Source organism: Staphylococcus sp. GDY8P45P, from assembly GCF_017892745.1.
In the GTDB taxonomy this organism is placed as follows: domain Bacteria; phylum Bacillota; class Bacilli; order Staphylococcales; family Staphylococcaceae; genus Staphylococcus; species Staphylococcus cohnii.
This window is the reverse complement of the sequence record NZ_JAESLS010000011.1, coordinates 16,672-38,774: the sequence shown is the minus strand read 5'-3', so window position 1 is coordinate 38,774 and position 22,103 is coordinate 16,672. Positions and strand designations below refer to the sequence as shown.

The 22,103-nt window shown below is 34.2% G+C and carries 18 protein-coding genes, 8 tRNA genes and 1 rRNA gene; all 27 read right to left on the bottom strand.

What is annotated here, in order from left to right; genetic code table 11:
• Positions 1–30: 30 nt before the first annotated feature.
• The 27 genes from KA873_RS12075 to KA873_RS11945 all read right to left on the bottom strand — a co-directional run bounded on the left by KA873_RS12075 (position 31) and on the right by KA873_RS11945 (position 22,031).
• Positions 31–106 (bottom strand) — tRNA-Ala (locus tag KA873_RS12075).
• A gap of 20 nt (positions 107–126) precedes the next feature.
• Positions 127–200 (bottom strand) — tRNA-Pro (locus KA873_RS12070).
• Positions 201–226: 26 nt separating this feature from the next.
• Positions 227–303: transfer RNA gene (locus KA873_RS12065), tRNA-Arg, on the bottom strand.
• Positions 304–316: 13 nt separating this feature from the next.
• Positions 317–405, bottom strand: a tRNA-Leu gene (locus KA873_RS12060).
• A 7-nt stretch (positions 406–412) separates the two neighbouring features.
• A tRNA-Gly gene (locus tag KA873_RS12055) sits at positions 413–487 on the bottom strand.
• A gap of 14 nt (positions 488–501) precedes the next feature.
• Positions 502–574: transfer RNA gene (locus KA873_RS12050), tRNA-Lys, on the bottom strand.
• A gap of 6 nt (positions 575–580) precedes the next feature.
• Positions 581–656 (bottom strand) — tRNA-Thr (locus KA873_RS12045).
• Positions 657–672: 16 nt separating this feature from the next.
• Positions 673–748 (bottom strand) — tRNA-Val (locus KA873_RS12040).
• 16 nt (positions 749–764) lie between these two features.
• Positions 765–879, bottom strand: a 5S ribosomal RNA gene (gene rrf, locus KA873_RS12035).
• A gap of 471 nt (positions 880–1,350) precedes the next feature.
• Entirely contained in the window at positions 1,351–2,838 is a 1,488-nt protein-coding gene (gene lysS, locus KA873_RS12030) for a lysine--tRNA ligase (protein ID WP_107504679.1), read from the bottom strand.
• A gap of 560 nt (positions 2,839–3,398) precedes the next feature.
• A complete protein-coding gene (gene folK / locus KA873_RS12025) occupies positions 3,399–3,878 on the bottom strand; it encodes a 2-amino-4-hydroxy-6-hydroxymethyldihydropteridine diphosphokinase (protein WP_107386282.1) in 480 nt (159 codons plus the stop codon).
• Positions 3,878–4,243, bottom strand: a complete 366-nt coding sequence (gene folB / locus KA873_RS12020; protein ID WP_183077358.1) for a dihydroneopterin aldolase — start codon at positions 4,241–4,243, stop codon at positions 3,878–3,880. Before folB ends, folK begins: the two co-directional genes overlap by 1 nt.
• Positions 4,221–5,024, bottom strand: coding sequence for a dihydropteroate synthase (gene folP, locus KA873_RS12015; RefSeq protein ID WP_210140498.1), 804 nt, complete (start codon positions 5,022–5,024; stop codon positions 4,221–4,223). The genes folB and folP overlap by 23 nt, the downstream gene beginning before the upstream one ends.
• A 444-nt stretch (positions 5,025–5,468) precedes the next feature.
• Positions 5,469–6,401, bottom strand: coding sequence for a cysteine synthase A (gene cysK, locus KA873_RS12010; protein WP_107386284.1), 933 nt, complete (start codon positions 6,399–6,401; stop codon positions 5,469–5,471).
• Between the two features lie 157 nt (positions 6,402–6,558).
• Complete coding sequence (gene hslO / locus KA873_RS12005) at positions 6,559–7,437, bottom strand: Hsp33 family molecular chaperone HslO (RefSeq protein WP_183077356.1); 879 nt, start codon at positions 7,435–7,437, stop codon at positions 6,559–6,561.
• Positions 7,438–7,649: 212 nt separating this feature from the next.
• Complete coding sequence (gene ftsH / locus KA873_RS12000) at positions 7,650–9,758, bottom strand: ATP-dependent zinc metalloprotease FtsH (protein ID WP_210140493.1); 2,109 nt, start codon at positions 9,756–9,758, stop codon at positions 7,650–7,652.
• Between the two features lie 283 nt (positions 9,759–10,041).
• Positions 10,042–10,581, bottom strand: coding sequence for a hypoxanthine phosphoribosyltransferase (gene hpt, locus KA873_RS11995; protein ID WP_019467964.1), 540 nt, complete (start codon positions 10,579–10,581; stop codon positions 10,042–10,044).
• Positions 10,582–10,585: 4 nt separating this feature from the next.
• A complete protein-coding gene (gene tilS, locus KA873_RS11990; RefSeq protein WP_210140491.1) occupies positions 10,586–11,878 on the bottom strand; it encodes a tRNA lysidine(34) synthetase TilS in 1,293 nt (430 codons plus the stop codon).
• Between the two features lie 210 nt (positions 11,879–12,088).
• Positions 12,089–12,487, bottom strand: coding sequence for a S1 domain-containing RNA-binding protein (locus tag KA873_RS11985; RefSeq protein WP_019467962.1), 399 nt, complete (start codon positions 12,485–12,487; stop codon positions 12,089–12,091).
• 100 nt (positions 12,488–12,587) lie between these two features.
• Positions 12,588–12,989 (bottom strand): FtsB family cell division protein, encoded by a 402-nt coding sequence (locus KA873_RS11980; protein WP_107386288.1) that lies wholly within the window; start codon positions 12,987–12,989, stop codon positions 12,588–12,590.
• Between the two features lie 20 nt (positions 12,990–13,009).
• Positions 13,010–13,273, bottom strand: coding sequence for an RNA-binding S4 domain-containing protein (locus tag KA873_RS11975; RefSeq protein ID WP_107384081.1), 264 nt, complete (start codon positions 13,271–13,273; stop codon positions 13,010–13,012).
• 2 nt (positions 13,274–13,275) lie between these two features.
• The gene (locus KA873_RS11970; protein WP_210140489.1) at positions 13,276–14,463 is read right to left on the bottom strand and encodes a MazG nucleotide pyrophosphohydrolase domain-containing protein; all 1,188 of its coding nucleotides are present in this window, start codon (positions 14,461–14,463) and stop codon (positions 13,276–13,278) included.
• A complete protein-coding gene (locus tag KA873_RS11965; RefSeq protein WP_210140487.1) occupies positions 14,463–16,001 on the bottom strand; it encodes a polysaccharide biosynthesis protein in 1,539 nt (512 codons plus the stop codon). Before KA873_RS11965 ends, KA873_RS11970 begins: the two co-directional genes overlap by 1 nt.
• Positions 15,991–19,503, bottom strand: coding sequence for a transcription-repair coupling factor (mfd, locus tag KA873_RS11960; RefSeq protein ID WP_107386291.1), 3,513 nt, complete (start codon positions 19,501–19,503; stop codon positions 15,991–15,993). The genes KA873_RS11965 and mfd overlap by 11 nt, the downstream gene beginning before the upstream one ends.
• Positions 19,500–20,072 carry an aminoacyl-tRNA hydrolase gene (gene pth, locus KA873_RS11955; protein WP_107504686.1) on the bottom strand — a complete coding sequence of 191 codons (573 nt, stop codon included), beginning with the start codon at positions 20,070–20,072 and terminating at the stop codon, positions 19,500–19,502. The genes mfd and pth overlap by 4 nt, the downstream gene beginning before the upstream one ends.
• 192 nt (positions 20,073–20,264) lie before the next feature.
• On the bottom strand, positions 20,265–20,924 hold the full coding sequence (locus KA873_RS11950) for a 50S ribosomal protein L25/general stress protein Ctc (RefSeq protein WP_107386292.1): 660 nt from the start codon (positions 20,922–20,924) through the stop codon (positions 20,265–20,267).
• 141 nt (positions 20,925–21,065) lie between these two features.
• Positions 21,066–22,031: a ribose-phosphate diphosphokinase gene (locus KA873_RS11945; protein WP_046206556.1), complete on the bottom strand. Its 966-nt coding sequence runs from the start codon at positions 22,029–22,031 to the stop codon at positions 21,066–21,068.
• Between the last annotated feature and the right edge of the window lie 72 nt (positions 22,032–22,103).

Genomic DNA, 22,103 nt, shown 5'->3' with positions numbered 1-22,103 from the left:
TTCAGTTTTCAATGTTCATTTAAATATATATGGTGGAGACTAGCGGGATCGAACCGCTGACCTCCTGCGTGCAAAGCAGGCGCTCTCCCATCTGAGCTAAGCCCCCATATTCTTTTTAAATAAGAGTCGGGAAGACAGGATTCGAACCTGCGACCCCTTGGTCCCAAACCAAGTGCTCTACCAAGCTGAGCTACTTCCCGTATTTATCATAAAATCATTCTAAAAATGGTGCGCCCAATAGGAGTCGAACCTATAACCGCTTGATTCGTAGTCAAGTACTCTATCCAATTGAGCTATGGGCGCTCTATTAAAATGATGGTGCCGAGGACCGGAATCGAACCGGTACGATGATCTCTCATCGCAGGATTTTAAGTCCTGTGCGTCTGCCAGTTCCGCCACCCCGGCAAAATAATGGAGCAGAAGACGGGATTCGAACCCGCGACCCCGACCTTGGCAAGGTCGTATTCTACCGCTGAACTACTTCTGCAAAATGAAACTGGATGAGCCATAGAGGATTCGAACCTCTGACCCTCTGATTAAAAGTCAGATGCTCTACCAACTGAGCTAATGGCTCATGAAATGGTGCCGGCCAGAGGACTTGAACCCCCAACCTACTGATTACAAGTCAGTTGCTCTACCAGTTGAGCTAGGCCGGCTATTCACTTTTGAAAATGGTGGAGGATGACGGGTTCGAACCGCCGACCCCCTGCTTGTAAGGCAGATGCTCTCCCAGCTGAGCTAATCCTCCACATATTTATTATAAAGCCTGGCAACGTCCTACTCTTGCGGAACGTAAGTCCGACTACCATCGGCGCTAAGGAGCTTAACTTCTGTGTTCGGCATGGGAACAGGTGTGACCTCCTTGCTATAGCCACCAGACAAAATAACTTACTCAATGTATGATACATTGTTTATTAATCAATTACAATAGTTAATTTTACACTATCTTAAAGAAATTCACAAGTTCTTTACTAAATGCTCATTATGTAAATGCTCGTTTTTGACGACTTTTATATAATACTATGTTTTTTCATTAAAGTCAACGGTTTTCGTAACTTTTATTTAAAACATATATTTTATTTCGCACGTATTCGCGTTTACTTAACTCGACTTGAATTATCTTACCATAAGAAATCTCAGTTTACCATACCTTTTTTGGTATATTTTTATATTTAAATAGCATAAATATGCATAATTGTATCTTATTACTTTATTATTTTTAGCTTGTTGTTAAAAAAATCGCTCTATTCCATTTGTTTAAAGTTCAGATTTATAATTAAAAAGGATTAAACATCATGCCTCTTATCTGTGAGTCACAATATTTAATCCTTTATTTTAAGTTGATCTATATTATTTTTGTCTCATGTATGGGAATAATAATACATCTCTAATTGAAGCTGAATCAGTAAGTAACATAACAAGTCTATCAATACCTATACCTAAACCACCTGTTGGAGGCATACCATATTCTAATGCTTCAATGAAATCTTCGTCCATTTCATGTGCTTCATCATTACCTTGTTCTTTTTCAACTAATTGCGCTTCAAATCTTTCTCTTTGATCTATAGGATCATTTAATTCTGTAAATGCATTACCATGTTCTCTACCTACAATAAACAACTCAAAACGATCCGTAAATCGAGGGTCTTCTGGATTTTTCTTTGCTAATGGTGATATTTCTATTGGATGACCATATATAAATGTAGGTTGTATTAATGTTTCTTCAACTTTTTGTTCAAAGAATTCGTTTAAAATATGACCGTATTTCATATTGTCAGTTATTTCAACACCGTGCTCTTTAGCAAGTGTTTTAGCTTCTTCGTCACTCTGAACGTTAAAGAAATCAATACCTGTTACTTCTTTGACAGCATCTGCCATGTGAACTCGTTTCCAGTTTGATTCTAAGTCAATAATTTCTTCACCATAACTAATTTTTGCAGTGCCAAGTACTTTATTAGATATATGTCTAATCATATCTTCTGTTAAGTCCATAATATCGTGATAGTCTGCATATGCTTCGTAAAGTTCAATCATTGTGAACTCTGGATTATGACGTGTAGATACACCTTCGTTTCTAAACACGCGACCAATTTCATATACTTTCTCTAAACCACCAACAATTAATCGTTTTAAATGTAATTCTATTGCAATTCTCATATATAATGTTGCATCTAAGGCATTATGATGTGTTACAAATGGTCTTGCTGCCGCTCCACCTGCAATTTGGTGCATCATTGGTGTTTCTACTTCTAAGAATCCTTGATTGTTTAAGTAATTACGCATTTCTTGTAAGATTTTACTTCTATTAATAAAAGTTTGCGTGCTATCTTGGTTTGTTATTAAGTCTAAATAACGTTGACGATAGCGTTGTTCAATATCTTGTAAACCGTGGAATTTATCTGGTAATGGTCGTAATGCTTTTGTTAAAAGCGTGAATGATTTTGCTTTGACTGACAATTCACCAGTGTTTGTTTTGAACATAACACCTTCAATACCTACGATATCTCCTAGGTCTGCTGATTTCCATAGTTCAAATTGTTCTTCTCCAACTTGATCTTTTCTTACATAAATTTGAATTTGACCTGATAAATCTTGCACGTGTGCAAAGCCTGCTTTACCTTTACCACGTTTCGTCATTAAACGTCCAGCTATGCTGACATGACTCTCTTCTTCTTTTTCTTGTAATTCTTCTTTAGAGAATTGATCCCAATCTTCATGTAACGGAGTAGCCATTGAAGTTCGTACAAATTTTCCGCCGAATGGATCGATACCTAAATCGTATAGCTCTTGCATTTTTTGACGACGCACCTGCATTTGGTCGTTCATTTCTTCTGACATAACTTTCTCTCCTTTATACTTCTTGTTCTATTTTAATTTTAGCCCCTACTTTTTGTTAGAATGCGAGGAATATCTATCATTTATGGTTATTGTATCTTGATTTGTTCCAATCATTTCTTACTTTACCATGACCACCCTATCTTTTAAATACAAAGATGGGTATTTCCCTATGTACTCAGCACTAATTTTTCAATTTTCAATTTTACTAGAGGTCATGAATGTAATAAAGTAATTTAAGCTTATATATTTCAGCGTATGCTAAAGTATCTGTTTAATCTTTATGAATGAAACAATTTTTAAAATACGCATTTTTACTGTGCAGCAATTCAGTGTATATAACTATTACTGCAATTGTTATACAATACATGTTGTTCTAGTTAGAGTTAATCTTGTTATATCAGTTGTATTAATGATTTAACATGCTTCTACCGCGTCCAAATAATGATAGAAGAAATCAAATGAATTTCACAATTAATATATAATAAAATTGCAAGTATAGCTATTCAATAAAAATGCTTTGCTGGGACTCATTCTCATTGAATTTATACATCGTTGCTTTCTTAACCCTTATATTGTTTCACTGAATTATCTAACGTTACTAAATTTCTAATTTTTTTGTTTGTATGAGGTTCAGTAAAATCTGGCGCAATATCATTGAGTGGTATGAGCACGAAAGAACGTTCCAGCATACGTGGATGCGGTATAACCAAGTCATCTTCATTTATAATTTGTTTATCAAATAATAAAATATCAACATCTAATGTTCTAGGACCCCATCTGATATCTCTCACTCTATGCAACTGTTGTTCTGTTTCTAGGCATGCATTTAATAAATCACGAGGTGTCAGTGTCGTTTGTATTTCAATACATTGATTTAAAAATTGAGGTTGCTCAACATATCCTACAGGATCAGTTTCATAAATTAGGGATGTTTGTGTTACATTGATACCTTCTGTTTCATTCAAAATATGAATCGCTTGATTAAGCTGTGTTTCTCTATCTCCAACGTTACTTCCTAAACCTAAGTATGCATATGACATTAGAAATTCTCCCTCACTATTTCTACGCCTACACCTTCATAATGGCCTGGTATAGGTGGATTTTCTTTAGTGATTCTAACTTTCGTTTCCATTACACGATTATAGTGTGAATTTATACGTTTTGCAATACGTTCAGCTAGATGCTCTACTAAATTCACTGGTTTACTTTCCATGATTGATTTAACATCTTCATATACTTCACCATAGTGAACAGTGTCAGTAACTTGATCTGTTTCACCTGCAAGACTTAAATCAACTTTCATTGTCACATCTACGATGAATATTTGGCCAATTTCATTTTCAGCTGGTAAAGCACCGTGATAACAATAAAATTTCATACCGCTAAGAAATATCGTGTCTCTCATCCTCATTCTCCTTTAAATAATCCATGCTTTGAGCCAAACGGGCGTTGAGCATAACATTATGAACCCTCACACCTTTAACACCTTTCATTATACCATATGCAGTAGTGGCGGCTGTTGCTTCATCTCTTTCAGTTGCTTGTGTGTCTCTATCTATCATTTCTTTAATAAATCTTTTTCTACTTGTCGCTAATAGTACAGGATAATCCGTAGCTATTAACTCGTCCAAGCGTGCCATTACTTCTTTTTCTTCATCTCTTGTTTTTGCAAAACCAATGCCAGGATCTATCCAAACTTTTTCTTGGGGAATACCTGCCATTTCTGCTTTATTTGCTTGTTTCAATAAATGTAGAAGCATTTCATCCACAACTGGCATTGTTCGATTACCATCACCATTGTGCATCAATATGATCTCGCCTTCATATTTAGATACAATATCAAAGATTTTTTCGTCATATAATCCAGCCCACTGATCATTAATCATTGTAGCGCCTAATTTCATCGCTGCTTCTGCCACTTCACTTCTATATGTATCAATAGAAAGTTGCACGTCTAATTGGCTGAGTGCTTTTACAACTGGTACTACGCGTTGCAATTCTTCAGTTACACTGATTTCTTCGTAGCCAGGACGTGTAGATATACCGCCAACATCTATAATATCTACACCTTCTTCAATCATTTCTTCCGCCCTTTTAACAGCCTTTTCTATTGAATTATATTTACCACCATCAGAAAATGAATCTGGAGTTACGTTTAATATGCCCATAATTTTTGTATGTGCCATCGTTACTTTCTTCCTTTCACTGTTAAATACCTCATCGCTAGCTTAGTAATCACTATTCTATAATAACGCTAATTTATAAAATTTTCAGTAAGCAATGCTCATATAACAAAAAATTTAAGTCTAATTCATTTTATCCATTTAAATAATCAGTAATTGGCAAGAACGCATTCAAATATATTAATCATTTCGCATTTTGACCTATTTCCATTGATTTACTTAATTTTATAGACGCTATCAGCACGTCATTAACAATCATTACAATACTTCAACTTAACATTAGCTGCTGTACATGTAATTCCGTATGGGCGTATTATTATACTAAAATCTAGAAAACGACAAAATCTTCACAGAAAGCACACAAAAAAACTGTCGACAAAGTCAGTAACCTTGTCGACAGTCTGAAACTGATCAAATCTACACATGATCGGTTTTATAAATATATTTTTAATCTTCAAATGAATATAAAGGTGTTGAAAGGTAACGTTCACCATTACTTGGCAATACAGTAACGACTGTTTTACCTTTACCTAAAGATTTTGCTTTTTCGATAGCTGCATAAATTGCTGCACCTGAAGAAATACCTCCAAGTATACCTTCTTCTTTAGCAACTTTACGAGACATATCCATCGCTGTTTCATTACCTACTTTTATAACTTCGTCATAGACATTCGTATCTAAAGTATCTGGTACAAAGCCAGCTCCTAAACCTTGTAATTTATGTGGTCCTGGTTCTCCACCACTTAATACTGGTGAATCTTCTGGTTCAATAGCTACAAGATTAATATCAGGGTATTTCTCTTTCAATACTTTACCTGCACCAGTTAATGTACCACCAGTACCAACACCTGCTAAGAATGAATCAATTGTTTTCCCTTCAAATTGTTCAACCAATTCTGGACCAGTTGTCAATTCATGCACACGTGGGTTAGCTGGGTTTTCAAATTGTTGTGGTTCATAATAGCCGAATTCTTCTTTTAATTCTTTTGCTTTTTTAATAGCGCCTTTCATTGCTTCTGAACCTGGTGTTAAAACAACTTCTGCACCATAAGCTTTCAATAAATTACGACGTTCTTGACTCATTGTTTCTGGCATAGTAAATACTGCGTTATAACCTTTAGCAGCACATACAAAAGCTAAACCTATACCTGTATTACCACTCGTTGGTTCTACAATTGTATCTCCTGGTTTGATTTTTCCATCTTTCTCTGCCTCTTCAATCATTGCTAATGCAATACGGTCTTTAACTGAGCCACCTGGATTTTGATATTCTAATTTTACATAAACATCTGCAGCATTTTCATCCACCACATTGTTTAATTTAACTACTGGCGTATTACCAATTACCTCAACGATATTATTTACTGGTTTGTTTGTCATAAGTATTGCTCCTTTTCATTAAAAAGTTTAAAACCTACTTTTTCTATCGGATATACTTTATATTTTATCAGATTTTGATTTGAATACAACTAAGAAGATTGAAAATTACAATATTTTTATAATTTATACTGATTTGAACATTATTTTAAAGGATTTTTTACATCTTTTCTAATAATTCCTGTAATTCATTTTCTGTATATTGATATTTACTTCTACAAAAGTGGCATTCTGCTTCTGCACCATGATCTTCATTAATCATACTTTCAATTTCAGCTTGACCTAGTCCTTTAATTGCATTCAAAAACTTTTCGTGGCCACAATTACATTCAAAACTTGCAGGCATTTCTTCTAAAATTTGAACTTCATCTTCACCAAGTATTTCATATAAAATTTCTTCTGGCGCTAAACCTTGATCAATTAATTTCGAAACTGGTGTCATATTGTTGATTGCTGTTTCTAATTTATTAATCGTTTTTTCTTCTGCACCTGGCATCACTTGAATGATAAATCCACCTGCAGCTTTTATAGAATTATCAGGATTTACTAATACGCCTAGTCCTACAGATGATGGCACTTGTTCACTTTTTGCGAAGTAATAAGTGAAGTCATCGCCTAATTCACCGGATACAAGTTCACTTGAACCAGAGAAATAATCTTTCATTCCAACGTCTTTTACTACAGTTAATGCACCATTGGTTCCAACAGCTCTACTAACATCTAACTTCCCAACGTTATTCAGAGGAAAGTGAGTCTGTGGGTGGGTCACGTACCCTCTTACATGGCCACTGGCATCAGCATCAGCTATAATTTTACCGATTGGTCCTTGTCCATCAACCGTAACTGTTAATTTTTGTTCACCTTTTAACATAGCACCCATCATCAACGTTGCAGTCATCGTTCTGCCAAGTGCAGCTGATGCTGTCGGCCAAGTATAATGCCTTGATTGTGCTTCTTGAACACTTTCTGTAGTTAATGCACTATATGCTCTTATTTGTCCTTCGTAAGCCAATGCTTTAACGATGTAATCATTTGTCATTTCTATAATTTCTCCTTTTATACATTGTAATGTTTTAATTGTTTTCTGATTTTTATATAGAATTTCATCATACTTTTTATCAATGCAATTTATTGTAAGTGTTCAGTCAAAAAATTGCTACATATCTGTTTGTAATTTGGTCGATTGATAAATATTAAAAAAGCTTCTTTCCACATCAATATGATAGCAGAAAGAAGCTTTTTGTTCAGTTATTAATTTCTATTGCTTGGATCATTAGGATCACTTGGGTTGCTAGGTTTATCGATATTTGGCGCTTGCTCATGACCTGTCTCTTCTGAGTCATCATTGTCATGTTCGCTATCTTTACTTTCTTTATCGATATCTTTTTCTTCTTGTTGATCTTCTTCTTGTTGACCATCTTCTAGTTGTTCTTTTCGTACATCTTCATAAGATTTACCATATTTACCTTCTTTAAATTCACTTTCTTGATCACTAACAACTTCTGCTGCATCGTAATCAACTTCTGGTAATACACCATCATAAAATAATGAACGAATTTGCTCAGCAACTAATGTTTCTTCTTTTAATAAAGATTCAGCAATTAAAAGTAATTGTGATTGATGTTCTAAAAGAATGTTTTTACAACGTTCGTATTGTTCTTTAATAATACGTTGAACTTCTTTATCAATTTCATACGCAATTTGTCCAGAATATTCTGGATCGCCTTGCATGTCTTTACCTAAGAATACTTGTCCATTACTGCTACTTGTGAATTGTACCGTACCAAGTTTCTTACTCATACCATATTCAGTAACCATTTGACGTGCGATTTGTGTTGCACGTTCAAAGTCATTTGAAGCACCTGTTGATACTTCGTTGAAATTAATATCTTCAGAAACTCGCCCACCTAGCAAGCCACAAATTTTATCTAGTAATTCTGGCTCAGTCATTAGGAAGCGATCTTGTTTTGGTAACATCATTGCATAACCACCAGCTTGGCCACGTGGTACGATGGTAACCTTATGGACAACCTCTGCTTCATCAAGCACCATACCAATAATAGTATGGCCTGCCTCATGGTGTGCTACGATATTACGTTCTTTTTCAGAAATGACACGTGATTTTTTAGCAGGACCAGCAATCACACGGTCAGTTGCTTCTTCAATATCACGCATATCTATTTTCTTCTTACCTTCACGTACTGCAACTAATGATGCTTCGTTCAGCAAGTTTTCTAAATCTGCACCAGAGAAACCAGGTGTTCTTTGAGATACTGCTTTTAAGTCTACTGTTTCATCAAGTGGTTTATTTCTAGCATGGACATGTAGAATAGCTTCACGTCCTTTTACGTCTGGACGACCAACTTGAATTTGTCTATCGAAACGACCAGGACGTAATAATGCTGGGTCTAAAATATCAGGACGGTTTGTAGCAGCAATCATAATGATGCCTTCATTTTCACCGAATCCATCCATTTCAACTAGTAATTGGTTTAACGTTTGTTCACGTTCATCGTGTCCGCCACCAACACCTGCACCACGTTGACGACCAACTGCGTCGATTTCGTCAATAAAGATAATACAAGGTGCGTTTTTCTTAGCATTTTCAAATAGGTCACGTACACGGCTTGCGCCGACACCTACAAACATCTCAACGAAGTCTGAACCACTGATTGAGAAGAATGGTGTACCAGCTTCACCAGCTACTGCACGAGCTAATAAGGTTTTACCTGTACCTGGAGGTCCTACTAGTAAAACACCTTTAGGAATTCTAGAACCCATTTGTTTAAATTGTTTATTATCTTTTAAGAAGTCAACAATTTCTATTAATTCTTGTTTTTCTTCATCTGCGCCAGCTACATCTGAGAAGCGTACACGTTTTTTCTGACTGTCGTACATTTTAGCTTTGGATTTACCAAAGTTCATCATGCGACCGCCGCCACCGCCGCCTCCTTGTGCTTGACTAAGGAAGAAAATAAATAATAAGGCTATGATTAAAACTGGAATTAACGTAGTTAAGATACTTACAAATACGCTTTGTTTTTCTTCTTCTTTAACCGTAAATTTCAATCCATCTTGACTTTGTGCTTTATCTGTTATTTTTTCAAGCTCTTTATCATTATTATATAAAATAGTTGAAGAATAATCTTCATCTTTTTTAGTTTTACCACTTACCATATATACATTTTGTTCTGGTTGAATTTCTAAGGATTTCAATTCACCTTTATCTAATTGCTTAACAAATTGATTATATGTAAGCTGTTTTGGCATATTTCCGTTACCATTTAGCCACGAAAACAAGCCAAATATAATAACGCCAATGATTGCGATAACTAGCACGTTACGAAAGGCTTTCTGCATGCGTCGTTTCCTCCTACTTCAATAATAAAACTAACAAAAATTGTAACACAATACACAAGTGTTGGGCTAGTAATTCTACTTTTGTATGTACGTTACAGTTCCTGTTATTTTTATACTTTTTTATTTTGATATACAAACAGTTAACATATACTTTATAATCTATTCTTTAAATGATTTACGTATATGTCCTCGTATTTTATCAACATACTATGTATATCGACTCATTTAATCCGATTACGTTTTACAGTATATAACAATATTTCATACGATTAAATTGTACTGCTTATTTTGAATAAATTTCTGGTTTAAGTGTACCAATATATGGTAGGTTTCTATAATTTTCAGCATAATCTAATCCGTAGCCTACTACGAATTCATCTGGAATTTTTTTACCTACATATTTTGCTTCGATATCCGCTTTGCGACGATTTGGTTTGTCTAATAATGTTACAATTTCCAGTGAATTGACTTTTCTTGATTCCAATAATTCAGTTATTGATTTTAATGTTGTTCCTGTTTCTAAAATGTCTTCAATAATCAAGATGTCTTTTCCTTCTATTGAACCACTTAAATCTTTAAGTATTTGTACTTCACCCGTTGATTCAGTACCGCCATGGTAACTAGAAACATCCATAAAATCGATAGCTAAATGTGTATCAATATGTTTGATGAGGTCTGTCATAAACATTACTGACCCTTTCAAGATACCTATACAGACAAGTGGTTTACCTGCATATGCTTCAGTAATTTTTGCACCCAAGTCTTTACATATTTGTTCTATTTCTGCCTCATCCATTAATATTTCCTTTAAATCATCTCGCATAATTTCATTCCTCTCCCGTATTTCGTATGAAAATAGTATCTTTATATTCATTATTTAAGTATAACGTACCTATAGCAATAATTGTTTCATCTGCATTGACTAAAATTGGTAATTGGTTTCGCTCAGTTTGTATAATTTTGCGATCAATCAGTAATCGACTAACTTTTTTATGTCCTTTTACACCATTTAGTTTGAATTTATCTCCATTATTTCTAGTTCTAACGACTAACGGATAATCATCTTTTGGAAAATTATCTGTTATGTCTATACTATAATGACCATAGTGATATAAGCCTGGTTGCAAAATCTTTGTTGGCACAAGACATTTATCATAATTTGCCATTATTATAAATTTATCATAAGCGATATAAATATTCCATTTATCCGTTGTATATATTGTACATTGAGTAACTTTGCCTTCGAGTTGCTGAAACCAGGATTCGTACATTTTTTCAGTCATTGGTGTCGTAACCTGTAATTTTGAAAATATTTTATCTAAAATAATTATTTTAATATTATGATTTAAATTAGAAAATGCAACTCTTGGAATTACTATTTCTGTCTTATCAGCATTTTCATGAACATGAGTTTCTATAAAATATAACGCATTGTCATGTAATGCTTGCAGTTGCATATCATGCCAATCTTTCAACTTAAGTAACTGTTTTGTAGATAAATGGAGATTGCTATCGATGGCAGGTAAAATACGATTACGAATATCATTTCTTACATAATGATTTTCAGCGTTTGTCTCGTCTTCATAATAAGGTACCTCATAATTTTGCTGATAGTTTCGAATGTCCGCTTTAGTTGTTTCTAACAATGGTTTGCACAACATATAAGCGTCTCGTGAAGTCAGATATGACATACCTAAACTACTTCTAGTTGAACGTCCAGTCATCAACCGATAAAAGATAGTCTCAATTTGATCATCTTGATGATGTGCGGTTAATAAGACGTCCGCATCCAGCTCCACCATCATATCATCAAACCACTGATATCGTTCGTTCCTTGCAATATTTTCAATGCTGTTACCCTGTTCAATGACTTTCGATAAATCTAAATGATGCACGAACAATGGAATTTGATACGACTCACAATATTTTCTTATAAATGATTCTTCTTCTTGTGCAATATCACGAATATTATGATTCACATGTAAGCAAGTTAATTTTCTATACGATTGAGACAACTGATTAATTAAGTTGTGCAATAATACCATGCTATCAATCCCCGTTGAAACGGCTAACACAATATGTTGGTCTTTATTCCAACCATCAGCATTAACTTCTACCATAGCTTACCTCCTATGTCACAATGCGAAAGATTTTTTACCTTTAAGTTTTACATGCACGTTGCAACGTCTGTACACAACAAAAAATAGACTGTTTCCTTAAGTAAGAAAACAGTCATTTATTGTCAAAGTCAAACGTCATTAAAATCATATTAAATGTTGTACTTAACAATTAATTTCAGTTCTCTTGGGAACAGTCTTATTTTATATATTTTAGCGTCTAGCGCCTTTTCCACCACGTCTAGATTCCGTTTGACGCTTAATAGAAGTCAATTTATCTTCGCTATCTTTTAAGAAGTTTGTTAGTTTCTTTTCAAAGTCCTCACCTTTAGGTTGAGGTTGTTTATAATTTGGTTTGCTTTGAGGTCTACGTGGACGATCTTTTGCTTTTTTGATAGATAAACTAATTTTTCCATCATCAGCAATTGAAAGCACTTTAACTTCAACTTCATCACCAACAGATAAGTGATCTTCTACGTTTTCAACGTAGTTATCTGCAACTTCACTTATGTGAACTAAGCCACTCTTTCCTTCTGGAAGTTCGACAAAAGCGCCAAACTTTTTAATTCCAGTGACTTTACCTTTAAGCTTGTTTCCTACTTCGATTGACATATTATAAATAAATCCTCCCGATTCGTTTCGATTTTAACCCTATTATATGCCTGTTTGCATAAATTAACAATGGTATAATGATGCAAAAAATTAAATTCACTTATTTATCATCATTTTGCGCCTTAGATTTAGTGTCAGATTTATTATCTCCAGGCAATTTGAAAATAACTTCCCCATCATTACTTAGATAGTAATCATCACGTGCAACTTTTTCAATATAATCTTTATCATTTAAATTATTTAATTGTTCTTTTAGTGCTAATTCTTCATCTTGTTGCTTTTGATACTTTTGTTCTTTTTGTTGACGTTCAACTGAATCTTCATTGTTACTTTGTTTTTGAGTGACAAGCATGATGGCTAAAATGATAATAATCAGTAGTAAAATACCACCAAATAAAGTGATACGTTTACGAACAACACGCTTTCTCATTTGTTGCTGCTGCTTTTTTTTGTTTTCTGCTGAAGTATACGTATTGCCTATATTTTCAACTTTTTTATTCATTTGCTTGTCACCTCCTATGTTTATATTTCACTAACTTTTTCTTCTTTAATGAGTTCATACATACCTTTTGCATTTTCTTTTGTTGCATGTTCGCTCAAACCTGTGACTTTAATTGTTACAATTTTTTGTCCAAATCGAATAACGAGTTCATCTGTTTCTTTTACATCAGTACCTGCTTTAGCAACTACGCCATTTACAGTAATACGTCCTTGATCACTGATTTCTTTTGCTAATGTACGACGCTTTACTAATCTTGAAACTTTGAGATATTTATCTAATCTCATCATTATTTTCCTCCTTGCTCTAAAATTCGTTTTAAAGCATTTTCATCTAACGATTTATTTTTTGTTTTATCATACAATGCTAAGAAGTGGTCTGCAAATACTTTCTCAAATTTCACACGCTCTTCTTTACCTTCCTTAGACTTAGCATTAGACCAAATATTTTTTAAATCTTCTTCTGTTTCTGCTTTTGCATCACCAAAAACATGTGGATGTCTACGTATCATTTTTTCTGAAAGACTTTGTATCACTTCATTAATATCCATATAACCTTCTTTTTTTCCTATGCTTGCATGTAGTAATACCTGTAATAGAATGTCTCCTAACTCTTCTATCATGTGCCAATCGTCTTCATTATCTATCGCTTCAAACAATTCGAATGTTTCTTCCAACAAATAACGTTTTAAAGTATGATGTGTTTGAACTTTATCCCATGGGCAACCTTTCTCGTCATCTACTAAGTGGTCAATGATACCAACTGCATAGTTAAAATCACCAAAGTATGTTTCTTCAATTTCCACTTTTGGAATAAATACACTAGTTATATTGTTAAAAACTTCGTCGTAATGATCTATTTCATATAACGGTGTTTTGATAACGTTGGCATAATTATTTCTGGCACCATCTACGATATAAACAAGTTGGTCATCACTATAACGTTCCATCAATGTCACTTTTAAATCACCAGCGACCATTGCACTATAAACTTGTGTGATAAGTGTATGTGTACGAATATTCAATTTTTCTTTTTGAAGATCTGTTGCATCTAACATTGTAAAACCATCGTTAGGATCAACCTTCACCGCTTCAAATATATCGTCTATAAAGCTTTTACCACCTAATATTTCAACTTCTATATCAGAATGTTTTTGTGCATATTGTTCTAAATACACAGTTGTTGTCTCAGCTACACGTGGATGGCCTGGTACTGTATATACAATATTATTTTCTTTTGCAGTATTTATCAATTTTGACACAATAGCTTCATATACATTTTGAAAAGCGTCATGATTTTTATATTCTTGATCAAAGCTTTCAATATTGATACCTTCCATTGTTAAGTCTTGGATGACTGGGTGGTCAAAGGTACGTGTATAAACTAATGTTTGCTTTTTCAAAAATTTATAAATCCCTAATGGTAAATCCTCAATACCGTAATTGCCTAATCCAACAACTGTTATTTTATTTGTCATTAATGTTTCCCTCTTTTCATATGGAATAGTTTATCTCCAAAAGGTAGATGTTTGAGTTCTCTAAAACTTAATAATTGCATGCGTACGATAGAAAAAATCACTACAATAACGCCAATGGTAGCTGCTATGGCTAATTCGACTAAACCTTGCATTCTACCTTCTCCTGGGATAAGAAACATGACTATTTGTACTGTGATAGATAATAGCATCATTGTACCCGCTAATTTAACAATGAATTTTTTCATTGTTTGGAAATGATACATTTTTAATACTTGGTACTGTAAAACCCACACAAATAACAGCAATGAAATGACAGTACTTAGACTGGCACCGAAAATTGAAAGTTGTGGTATTAAAACCATATTCAATATCGCTTTGACCACAACACCAATGCCAAATGCGAACAAAATAACTTTAACGCGATTTTTCACTTGTAATAAAGCAATATCCATCATTATAAGAGAAACACATATAACTGTAAGCATATATACGGATAACGTTCCGTTCAAACTATCGTTTTTGAAGAACACACTGTTCATTACAGGGAGCAAATTGATCAAACCTATAGCTGCTGCCACACTAAATAAAATCGTAATCTTTATCGATGCATTAGCATAGCGATTCACCAGTATATGTTGCTTTGTTTTTAATGCATCTGTTAGTAATGGAATAAGCACAAAACAGAACGTCGTCGTTACAATTAACCCCATCTGTATAAAAGAGGCACCGCGATCATAAATGCCTTTAAAAATAGTTGCTTCGTCAAAATCTAAACCAGTCATTTGAAGTGCATGTATCACTGTAAAACTATCCTCCACTTGCCATACAATAACGATCAATTGGCTCACCGCGAATACAACAATACCTAGCGTTAACTTTTTCCAAGCAACATCAACACTGGCATGTGCTCTAGATAATTTAAAAGGTTTCCGTTGTATTAGAAACAAACTAGATGCTAAAAAACCAATACCTGAACCAACAATCGCTAATGTACCTGCACGATATATACTCCATGAATGACTCATAAACATCACAATGGCAATCATGATAATTACGACACGAATAAATTGTTCTATAACCTGGGAAATTGCAGGTATGTTCATCTCATGGTGTGCCTGATAGTAACCCCTATAGACACCAAGTATGCCAACAAATAAAAAGCTGACACTTGCCGCCCTTAACATAGGTGCTAAATTGACATCTCCCATTAGAAAAGCAACCCAATGTGCACAAGTAAATAAAACTAAGAAAAAGATAACACCAGCAAATTGTAACCTTAATAACACGCGTGTATATTGATTGGGTTGTCCGCTTGCGCTAAAAGTTTGAGTGACTGCACTAGGAATGGCATTCATCGATAAAATAACACCTAAAGCTACTATTGGATATACTTGTTGATAAGCGTATAGACCTCCATCTCCTAGTATATTTTGATAAGGCACACGGTACAACGCACTTAATACTTTAACAATGATAAGCGCTATAGTTAGTACAACAACGCCATTAAAAACACCTTTTGTTTCAGATTTAACGTTCATCTGGTATAACCATACTTTCTTCTAAACATTTCGCTAAGAATTTCAAACTATCTAACCATACTTTATCTTTATTGAGTGTCACTTTCATTTTACCATCTTGAACACCAACTTTCATTGCACGTCCAAGTGGTTGGGTTTGTTTAAAGAGTGCTTCACCATTGATGTCTGTAGTGCCTTTTTCGGATAAATAAATCTCTATTTTTTTACCTACATCTTTAATAAGTGTTACACCTGCATTCAACGCATGCACTTTTATTTCCATCATTTCTAGCAATCTTTCAACCTCAACTGGATAATCATTAAAGCGGTCAATCAGCTCATCTTTAACATCCATCAATTGCGATTCCGTCTCAATTTTACGTAATTTTTTATAAATTTCTATTTTTGCCTGTTCATTTGGAATATATTCAGCTGGTAAATAAGCATCAATATTTAGTTCAATTTCAACTTCGGGAGCATCAGGTTGTTCTTCTTTAATACCTCGTTTTTCATTCACCGCTTCTTCTAACATTTGTGAGTATAAATCAAAGCCTACGGAGTCAATAAATCCATGTTGTTGTTTACCTAAAAGATTCCCTGCACCTCGAATATTTAAATCCCGCATTGCAATTTTAAAACCGGAACCTAATTCAGTAAATTCTTTGATTGCCTGTAGTCTTTCTTCAGCAGTCTCTGATAATACCTTGTTAGATGGATGTAAGAAATATGCATAACCTATACGACTTGAACGCCCCACACGTCCTCGTAATTGATATAATTGGCTCAATCCAAATTTATCGGCATCTTCGATAATTAAAGTATTGGCATTTGGAACGTCTACGCCAGTTTCGATAATCGTTGTCGTTACAAGAATATCAAATTCATGGTTGATAAAGCTCAACATCGTTTCTTCTAAATCACGTTCATTCATTTGACCGTGTGCCACACCGATATTTGCTTCTGGCATTAACATTTGCAATTGTTCGCGTTTTTCATAAATCGATTGCACTTTATTGTATAAGTAAAAAACCTGGCCCTCACGTGATAATTCTCTTTCTAAAGCTTCTTTAATAAAATTCATATTTTGCTCTAATACATACGTTTGCACAGGAAAACGATTTTCTGGTGGTGTTTCAATGACCGATAAATCACGCACGCCCAACATACTCATATGTAGGGTTCTCGGAATCGGTGTTGCAGTTAAAGTTAATACATCAACATTTGTCTTAAGTGACTTAATCTTTTCTTTGTGTCTTACGCCAAAACGTTGTTCTTCATCTACGATGAGTAAGCCCAAATCTTTATAATGAATATCTTTACCTAACAATTTATGCGTACCAACAACGATATCAACATATCCTGATTTAAGTCCCTCTTTAACCTCTTTAACTTCCTTAGTAGTTCTAAATCTACTAATCAGTTGGATTTCTATAGGAAAATCTTGCATGCGCTCGATTAAAGTTTCATAGTGTTGTTGCGCTAAGATTGTCGTAGGCACAAGAAAGGCTACTTGTTTACCTTCCATTACAGCTTTAAAAGCTGCTCGTACCGCAACTTCTGTTTTTCCGTAACCAACATCACCACATAATAATCTATCCATTGGTCGTTCAATTTCCATATCTTGTTTAATCTCTTCAATGGACTTGCCTTGGTCTGGCGTTAATTCATAAGGGAAGTCAATTTCAAAATCATTTTGTTGTGGTGTATCTGGTCCATATTTATAACCAACTGACATTTCTCTTTCTTTATATAATTCTATTAATTCATCAGCCATATCTTCAACATTTTGTTGAACTTTAGCTTTTGTTTTCTTCCATTCTGTACCACCAAGTTTATTTAATTTGGGTGATTTATCTTCGGAAGCAACATATTTTTGTACTTGATCCATTTGATCTACTGGTACAAATAATTGATCGGTACCTTTGTATTGCAGTTTTATATAATCTTTATGAACGCCGCCAACTTCAAGTGTTTCGACACCTAAATATTTACCTACACCATGGTGAACATGAACAACAAAATCTCCGACTTTCAAATCTTGATATGATTTAATTTTTTCTGCATTTGTTAATTTCTTATGTTGTTTTGCTTTTTTCTTTTGTTTTGATTTAAATAATTCACGTTCTGTTACAACAACAAGGTGCATATATGGTAATTCAAAACCTTCTGATAGGCTACCTTCAGTGATGATTGCACTACCACCTTCACTTTGTGCACTTGGCGTATCTATAAATGTTGGTATGTGCATTTCATTTAACATTGATTGAATGCGCTCTTTTTTTGATTCAGTTTCTGCTAATACAACAATCGTATAATCATTTTGGATAAAGCGTTGGAATTCGGAACGCATAATATCATATTGGCCATAAAATTGTTGTACTGGCTTACATGAAAATTTAATGATTGTGTTGAGTTCTACCGGCATCGTTGCAGTGAACAAAGTAAAATACGTAACTGGATATCGATTTAATAGTGACTCAAACCCGTCATATTGTAAGAAATTCTGTCCGATAAACCCTTTGCCGCTTTCAATTAAACTCTGCATAAATTCTTCAGCTTCAGAAACCAGTGTTGTTTCAGTTTCTTTGATTCTATTATATTCATCAACTGCTACAATCGCATCAGATTTAAAGTAATCAATAATGGTTGCAGGGGATTCGTACATAAAAGCAGCGAGTCTACGTAATACTTGATGGTCAAATAAAGAAGATTCAAAAAGTTGAAAACTTTCATATGTTTCTTTTAAGTCATTACGTACAGATTTATCTATTTTTGGACGTGTATACTCATATGCTTCTTTTAATTTTGATTTAGTGTGCTTTAATACTTCATCTGTAATGATGTAATCACTGGCAGTTGTAATGTCTACATGGTCTAAATTTTCTTCCGAACGTTGCGTCTCCACATCAAAGTTTCGAATTGAATCTACTTCTGTATCAAATAATTCGATTCTTACTGGTAAACCTATTAACGGATATATGTCAATAATGCCACCACGTAACGAGAATTCACCAATATGCGATACGACACTCTCTCTGCGATATCCCATGTTTACAAGTTTGTTTAAAAATTCATCAATATCAATATCGTCACCAATGGAAAGTTTGAGTTGATGTGCTCTCCACATTTCAACAGGTGTTAACCATTTTTTAAAACCATTTAGCGGTACGATAAATAACCCTCTCTTTTCTTGAGCAAGTGCCGTTAAAGTACGTACACGTTCGCTCATGAATTGGGGGCTTTGGGTTGAAAATTCTTCTGTCATAATATCTTGCATTGGATACTTGTAAATATCATCTGTATCAACATATTGTTGCAAGTCACTCTCTAGTTTGTCTGCTTGATACAAGTTGTTCGTTACTACAAGTAATTGTTTTGAACTATGAATAAACTTTTCGGCTATGATTGTTGCCTTCGCCGAACTAGATAGTCCAGTAACCAATACGTTTGCTTCACCAAATACTTCATTTAACTCTTGATAGCGTTTATCTTTTTTAATATATTCTGTAATTATTGATTTCACTTGACCTCACCATTAAACTCATTCATCACACGGTCAAAACGAGAACTTTCAATATAAGCTTCTACTGCACGTGCTGAATGTTCTATTACTTTATTCATTGTATCCATTTCTTGCTTCGAAAATTTTTGTAATACATAATCAACAATCGACATGCCATTGGAAGGACGATCAACACCAATACGAATGCGTTTGAATTGGTCTGTACCTAAAGTTTGAATAATCGACTTCATACCATTATGACCACCGGCACTACCCTTTTGTCGTAAGCGAATTTCACCTTGTGGTAAATCCAAATCATCATATAGTACAAGTAAATCGTCTATATCAATGTCATAGTACTTCATCAGTGGCCCTACAGCATCACCAGACAAATTCATCATTGTCATTGGTTCTATAAACATCACTTTTTCACCAGCTAAACGTTCTATTGTATAGGCACCTTTATACTTTTGTTTATCTAATTTAAATTGATTGTGTTCTAACATATAATCAATAACTTCAAAACCGATATTATGTTTTGTCAGCTCAAAGCGTTTACCAATATTGCCCAAACCTACAATACATTTCATTATGTTACCTCCAATTGTTGTATTCACTCAAAAACATTTATTATTTCACAACGTTATACCGTTTGTTTTTTTATTTTCATATCATTCACTATATTAACATAAAAAAACACCAGCTTAACGAATTAAGCATGGTGCTTTTTAAGATTATTTTTTCTTATTGAAATCGTGTGTATTAGAATGACGTCAGAGAAATTACTCTTCTTCTTTCTCTTCTTCTTCGTCTTCTTTTTCTTCACCAACAACTTCTGGCTCTTCAGTTTCTGATTCGCCTTCCATAGCTTCGATTTCTTCTTCAGTAGGTTCTTCAGTTGGAGGAACTACTGTTACTACAGATTCTTCAGGGTCATTTTCGATTGTGAAATCACCTGAAACTTTAATATCTGCAACTGAGTAGCTATCGTTAACATCTAATTCACTGATGTCAATTTCGATAGATTCAGGGATATTGTCTGGTGTCGCAGTTACTTCAAGGTCGAATAATGGTTGTTCAACAACGCCACCTTCTTTAGCTCCTACTGCCTCACCAGTAAGTTGAACTGGTACTTCAACAGTACGTTCTTCACTCATATTGATTGCTAAGAAGTCAATGTGAGTAATTTGGTTTTTAAGTGGATCGAATTGATAGTCTGAAACCATTACTTTAATTGTTTTAGAACCTACACCTAATTCGATAACACCGTTACGTCCAACTTCACGAATAACTTTGATAAATTCTACTTCATCAACTTTTACTGAAGTATTTTTTGTACCGTAACCATAAACGATTGCAGGTACTTTACCAATTTTTCTAAGTGTTTTAAGGTCTGAACGTGTTTGTTTACCTTGACGAATAATTGACTTTAATGAAGCCATATTATTTCCACCTTTCATTTTTTGTTCTTATTATGATAATAAGAACCCCTCACTTACCCATCAACACAATGTTGCTTGCAAGTGTTTATTTAATCGTGAATTGAAATCACGAACGGAATAATTATACAACTATTGCACTAATTAGTCAAATAGCACACTAACAGATTCTCTTTCATATACGCGCACAATAGCTTGTGCTAATAAACCTGCTACTGACAGTTCCTTAGTATTAGCTGGTTTACGGTTTTCATCTAATTGAATTGAATTTGTAACGACTAACTCTTTAATCGCTGAATTTTCAATACGTTCTTTAGCTGGGCCTGATAATACAGGGTGTGTACAACATGCGTAAACATCTTTAGCACCTTTGTCTTTTAGCGCTTGAGCTGCTAATGTAATCGTACCAGCTGTATCGATGATATCATCAATAATTATCGCTGTGCGACCTTCAATTTCTCCAACGATATTCATTACTTCAGCTACATTAGGTTTAGGACGTCGTTTATCTATGATTGCAATTGGTGTTTTTAGAATATCTGCAAGTTTACGTGCTCTAGTTACACCACCATGATCTGGAGAAACTACGACACATTCTTCTGGATCAATGTCTGTATCATTTTGGAAATATTCTGCTAAAATCGGAACACCCATTAAGTGGTCTATTGGCATATTAAAGAATCCTTGGATTTGTGGTGCATGTAAGTCTAATGCAATCATGCGATCTGCGCCAGCAGTTTCAATTAAGTTTGCAACTAATTTCGCTGTAATTGGTTCACGGCTGCGCGCTTTTCTATCTTGACGAGCGTAACCATAGTATGGCACCACAATATTAATATTAGCTGCTGAAGCACGTTTACAAGCATCTATCATAATTAATAATTCCATTAAATGTAAGTTTACTGGATTAGAAGTCGGTTGAATAATAAATACATCACAACCACGAATACTTTCTTCAATATTAATTTGAATTTCTCCATCGCTAAAACGTTTTACAGAACATTTACCTAGCTCGATTCCAACATTATCTGCTACTTCTTGGGCTAAGGGTTCATTACCTTTTAAAGAGAATATTTTCAAAGCAGAATTCTTATACTCATTGTTTAACATTTATAGTCCTCCAATTAATTCATTCAATTAGTTTCGTTCATAGACAAAGTTATATTTATCTCATTAATCTAC